The sequence below is a fragment of the Bacillus sp. 16GRE42 genome (assembly GCF_019837435.1).
GTDB classification, from domain to species: Bacteria; Bacillota; Bacilli; order Bacillales; family Bacillaceae_G; genus Bacillus_A; species Bacillus_A wiedmannii.
Genome location: NZ_JADAXF010000018.1, coordinates 1 through 5,225 on the forward strand (window position 1 = coordinate 1; position 5,225 = coordinate 5,225).

Below are 5,225 nucleotides of genomic sequence, written 5' to 3' on the forward strand. Positions count from 1 at the left end.
GGAATAGAATAAAAAAGAGTCCTATGTTTATGGGATTCTTTTTTATTTTTTTATAACATTGTATCAATTGAATGTAGATGATAGTTTAGTAAGGGTTTATATATTTAAAATTAATGATTTCATAAAAGTGGATAATATACATTTAAGTTTATTTTGTTGAGGATTAAGATCTTAACAATCGTTGATAAATAAGGGGTTTAAACGATGTATAAAGCCTTTTGACATATTAAAATTAGCTTTTATAAAGATATTTGCTACTTATAAATCATTACCTTGAACTATTTTGGATGTAGAAGGAGCGAGCGAAATGAATCTTAGTAAACAAATTAAAAAATATCGAGATAGGGAAGGGTTTTCTCAAGAAGATTTAGCTGAAAAAATTTATGTTTCTCGTCAAACCATTTCAAATTGGGAAAATGAAAGAAGTTATCCTGATATTCATAATTTATTGCTTCTAAGTGTTCTTTTCGATGTTTCTTTAGATGATTTAGTTAAAGGGGACATGGAAATGATGAAAAATAATCTTCAGCAAGTTAAATTTAATAAGTTAGGACAGGTAATGGCTATATTTTTGATTTTAGCTGTAGGATCGATAGGGTTAGCAATTAAATATTTTGGTAATGTAGGTTTAATTATTCCAATTGTTTTTTGGATAATCGCTATGACAGCTGCTATAAAAATTGACATAATCAAGAAACGTGAAAATATAAAAACATATGCTGAAATTGTTGCTTTCATGGAAAATAAAGATGTGAATGCAGAAAGAGATAAGCGAGATAAGAAAAAATACATCATTCAAAAAACATTGATTGTTGTAGCGGTTGCGTTGGTTTCAGGAATTATTGCTCTTTTGAGTTTTTCTATATTTTTATAAGATAAAGATTTTCAATGTTATTGTGTAAATACAAGACATGATTAGAAATAGAGAATATTATGTTGGTCAATCAAAACGGACTTAGTGAAACGAAGGGAGTATTTGACTTGACCAACTGAACAAAACCCAGACCCTCTTGGCACTGAACAAACTACTGTTTGTTCCTGCCAACCGGCGAGGGAGCCCCTCAAGGATTGAGGGGTTGGGGAGTTCGATTGTGATGGGGTCAAGGGGAAGGGTTCCCCTTGTAGGTTCGGACAAAGTCCGAAATCTTTTCCATGCTTGGCATGGTCGGCGGAGCCGAAAAGCGTCGCAGACCCCTATCTATTTTGATGCGAAAGCGTCAAAATACGTATAGGGTTACGTCAATTGACACAATTTCGTCGCCTTGCTAGACTTATTGTATCAATTAATCTAGGGGAAGTGGTGGCACTTTATGTTGTTCTCTATCTCATTTAATCAATCTCACCAAAGTTCATTAAGCCATAATAACAGAGAAAACATTTATGGGAATCCTGGTATTGATCCATCCAGGTTAGACGAGAATATCTACTTTGTTCAAAGGGATATCCGAAGTTTATACAAGGATGTCTTTCAAGAAGCGGTGGACAAGTATAATGAGAAGCAAAAACGAAATGACCGTAAGATTCAGGACTACTATGACAAAATACATAAAAATGAAAAGACACATGAGCAACGAGAATTGGTTGTAGCGGTTGGAGAGGGTAAAGATGACCCCAAAGTATAGGGAAGCTAAAAAAGAAGCGTTAAAACAGTATGCAGAGGTGTTTCAAGGGCGAAATCCAAATCTAGCAGTCTATAACATGGTTTTACATGATGATGAAGCAAATCCGCATTTACATATTAACTATGTACCGAATTTTGAAAGTAGTCGAGGATTAACGAGGCGTGTCGGAATGGATAGAGCTTTGCAACAACAAGGCGTAAAAGGAAAAGGGACGGAGTTAATTGCGAATTGGAGACAATTAGAAACGGCTTATATTGAATCTTTGGCTAAAGAACAAATTCCGAATTTTGAACGTGCCAATGTAGGTTCACATAAGTATATGAAAGTTCGTCAGTACAAGGAATATGCAGAAACAAAGTCAACTATTGAAAACGAAGTAGAAGAAAAAGAAACACAGTTACAAACGATTGACGATCATTTAAAAAACGTTGAAGAGAAAACAAACGAATTAGAAGTAACGAAAACGAGTTTGGAAATTGATGTCGTTGATACGTACAAAGAATTAGAGATAGTAAAGCAACAAGTAGAGAGTGAAAATGAAAAGCTGCAGTTAATTGGCCAGCGTCATATAGAGTTAGAAAAAAGAGTAGAACAAATGCAAAAAGAATTAGATAGTGCTACGGATCAAGTACCAAATGAACCTGTTAAAATTCCATTTTTACGTAAAGAAGTAGTAGTAGAAGTACAGGATAAAATGTTTGGAAAAGCTGAGATTACGAAGAAACAGACAAGAAATTATGTGTTATCACCAGAACAATATCAAGAAGTAACAAAGCAAGTGAATGCAGCGGTAACTATCAAAAAGGATTATGAGCGTTTGAAAAAGACAGACTTTGTGAAAGAGAATGAGAGTTTAAAAGTGCATGCAGAGGGCTGGATGAAAGAAAATCGAACGTTGAAACAAGAAAAAAGTAAGTTGCAAAAAGAAGTTGGTGCATTAAATAAAGAAATAAGCTCGTTAAAAGCTTATATAAAGGGTTTGCAGACGAATATAAGAGTTTTGTATATACAAACGAAAAAAGTTCTTAAAGAGCAATTTAAGGTGCTTAGAGGAATTGTTAAAAATGAATTGGATAGCAAGGGAGTAGATAATCAATTTGAACGTGAACATAAGAGAGAAATAAGCAGACATCGAGATTTTGATAGGGAACGGTAAAAAAATAAGGAAACTTTGTTTTTATCTTCAAGGTTATTGAAAACGTGATAGAATGAAAAAAAAGAGCCATGCTGGAACATGACTCTTTTTATAGGGTATTCTACTAAAATACCTAGACTTCATTTATCTGATTATAGATTATCATAATTTGTTTTATAATCAAATAGCAAAAAATAGGTGTTTTTGTTGATTCCCTCAATTTAGAGGAGGATTTAACAATGAATGAAGAATTGGGACAAGCTTTAAATCAAGCTGATAGAAATGCTAGAAAAAGAGATTTTGAGAAAGATGGAAAACAAAGAGACCAAGCTGAAGAACTAAAAAAATCTCTTTTACAACAGTTAAAAGAATTAACTGGAGAAGATCATTATGTTGGAACTAATAAAGATCCATTTGCTGGAGAGCCATTTAATCAAGTAATGCACAGAAATTTAGACTTGTTGAATAGTATTGGTTATTTAACTCAAGCAGAGGAAAGTTTTTTATTTAGAATTCAAGCTTATTTGGAATTTAGAAGTAATGTTATTATTTGTAGAGATGATAAGTTTAAAAGGAAACGAAAGAGCGCTGAGGAAGATTTTGAGTTGCCAAAAGCAGCAACTGTTTCTGAAATTGCTGAAATGATAGGGAAATCAAGAGAAAAAACTTCTTTGGTTATGAATTCATTAAAGAAAAAAGAAATTTTACTTAATCCAGAAGGTGCTGGACAAATTATTGAAAATGGTCGGACTGTAAGTCCTAGAACATGGGTAGTAAATCCTTACATAATGATTTGTGCACCTCGAAAAAATGAAGTAAAACTCGATAAATTAACGATGAGATTGTTTCAATATTCTTTGAAAAATCTTAAAGATCAAAATGGTAAAAAAGTAAAATTACCAGCTAGATTTTTTTAGACTGTATCAATTTGATATAGTCTTTTTTATATGTATTTTAAAGTGTTTTATCCATTTATTTACTAATTTATATTTTTTTAGGTGTGACGAAAACGTCACAAAAAGGCTTAAAAGTGTGACGAAAACGTCACACCCTAAAAAGTGTATTTAACCCAGTCATATCAAGGGATTCACACGTTTTTTGTAGATGTTCTCTATTATCACTATTATTAAAGGCTAAAAGTTCCGCAAGGAACAGGTAGTATTTTTGAGCAAATAACGCTCAAAAATCTCCACCTTCAGAAAAAGAAAAGTCGGTTCGTTAATCCTCACCTAAAGGCTATCGCCTTTTCTTTTTTTTTCTGTCCTTGCGGAACTTTTTTCGGCTGGTTTTTAGCTTTCGCCAAGCCGAACAGACCAAAAACGGGGTTAAGTTGCTCGACTTGGATCAACGATTGTACCAGCCGAATCGCCAGTTCTTCCGTTCAAGGTATTCTTCTTTTTCTATATGGAATTAACGCTATGTGGGGTTTCGCCCCCACACGACGAGCCAGCACTCACACCCAAAAACAGGGGGAAACCTAAAAAAATAAAAAAGACCAACCAAGTTATTATGTCGCGAAATTACTGGTAAATGGGCCTACATACCCTTTGACAGGTGTAGAAATCACCTCCTGTTATTTGCATGCAACGCGCAAAACAACTAGGTCCAGTTGAATATGACATGATTGCAGGAGAATTTGAGGACATTTCTACCGGTCCTAATGGTCCTGGATCGTGTATTATCGGAATGTCTGGTATAGTTGGGCAAGGTTTTATGGTACATTGTTGTTTATAATAGCAAAACGGTCTATTTCCAAAATAAACACAGTGAAGTACTGGAGAACAGTTTATACATTGCATAGTTTTTTCTCTCCCTTTAATTCATATATTAATCTAAGTGTAAATTAAGGTTTTATAAGGTATTTTAAGAGTTTTACATAGTCATTCAAATTATAGATTATGAGCAATTTATCTAATATGATTGAGTAGTTTTAAGTTTTCATTTGTCTAGAGGGAAACAACTAAGAGATTATGTCGTGAAAGATTCTTTACCATGAGGGGATATCAATGTCTTACCTTCCTATAAAAAAAAGTCTTCCAGATTGTTTAGCTGGGGGACTTTCGTGTTCACGTAATTATGGAAAGTGGAAGTTTTTTAGGTGTCACGAAAACATGACACTTAAAGTTTTATAAACTCTTTTTATTACTGTTTTTTTACTTTGCTTATCTCACTCTTATATAAGGCTAAAAGTTCCTTGCGGAATTTTTTTCGGCTCGTGTGCTTTTCTCGTTAAGCTGACAGACAAAAAGCAGGTTTAAAAAATGTACTATTACTATAAATTATGACCTACATTTGCTAATTGAGTGATAGTGCCACCCAATGATCCCCAATTACTCCACCCATTGTTGGGAGCTGTTTGCCATATATGCCATAAAGCACGATCTGCTCCGCGTGCAAAAACTTCAAGACGTCCGTCAGCATTTTTCCCTATTGCTAACATATCAATAGTGCCACCCAATGACCCCCAG

6 protein-coding genes are annotated in these 5,225 nt (G+C 33.9%); 5 read left to right on the forward strand and 1 reads right to left on the reverse strand.

What is annotated here, in order from left to right:
• Positions 1-307 precede the first annotated feature (307 nt).
• The 5 genes from ILS93_RS28285 (at position 308) to ILS93_RS28300 (ending at position 4,491) form a co-directional block, all read left to right on the forward strand.
• The gene (locus ILS93_RS28285) at positions 308-874 is read left to right on the forward strand and encodes a helix-turn-helix transcriptional regulator (RefSeq protein ID WP_222661733.1); all 567 of its coding nucleotides are present in this window, start codon (positions 308-310) and stop codon (positions 872-874) included.
• A gap of 436 nt (positions 875-1,310) precedes the next feature.
• On the forward strand, positions 1,311-1,622 hold the full coding sequence (locus ILS93_RS29245) for a hypothetical protein (protein WP_483861620.1): 312 nt from the start codon (positions 1,311-1,313) through the stop codon (positions 1,620-1,622).
• Positions 1,606-2,778, forward strand: coding sequence for a plasmid recombination protein (locus ILS93_RS28290; protein ID WP_483861621.1), 1,173 nt, complete (start codon positions 1,606-1,608; stop codon positions 2,776-2,778). Before ILS93_RS29245 ends, ILS93_RS28290 begins: the two co-directional genes overlap by 17 nt.
• A gap of 218 nt (positions 2,779-2,996) precedes the next feature.
• Complete coding sequence (locus tag ILS93_RS28295; protein WP_006097171.1) at positions 2,997-3,674, forward strand: hypothetical protein; 678 nt, start codon at positions 2,997-2,999, stop codon at positions 3,672-3,674.
• Between the two features lie 664 nt (positions 3,675-4,338).
• Positions 4,339-4,491 (forward strand): hypothetical protein, encoded by a 153-nt coding sequence (locus ILS93_RS28300; protein WP_157255869.1) that lies wholly within the window; start codon positions 4,339-4,341, stop codon positions 4,489-4,491.
• Positions 4,492-5,029: 538 nt separating this feature from the next.
• Here the strand turns inward: ILS93_RS28300 and ILS93_RS28305 are convergent.
• Positions 5,030-5,225 (reverse strand): DUF8189 domain-containing protein (locus ILS93_RS28305; RefSeq protein WP_483861622.1); only part of this gene is annotated, 196 nt, incomplete at its 5' end.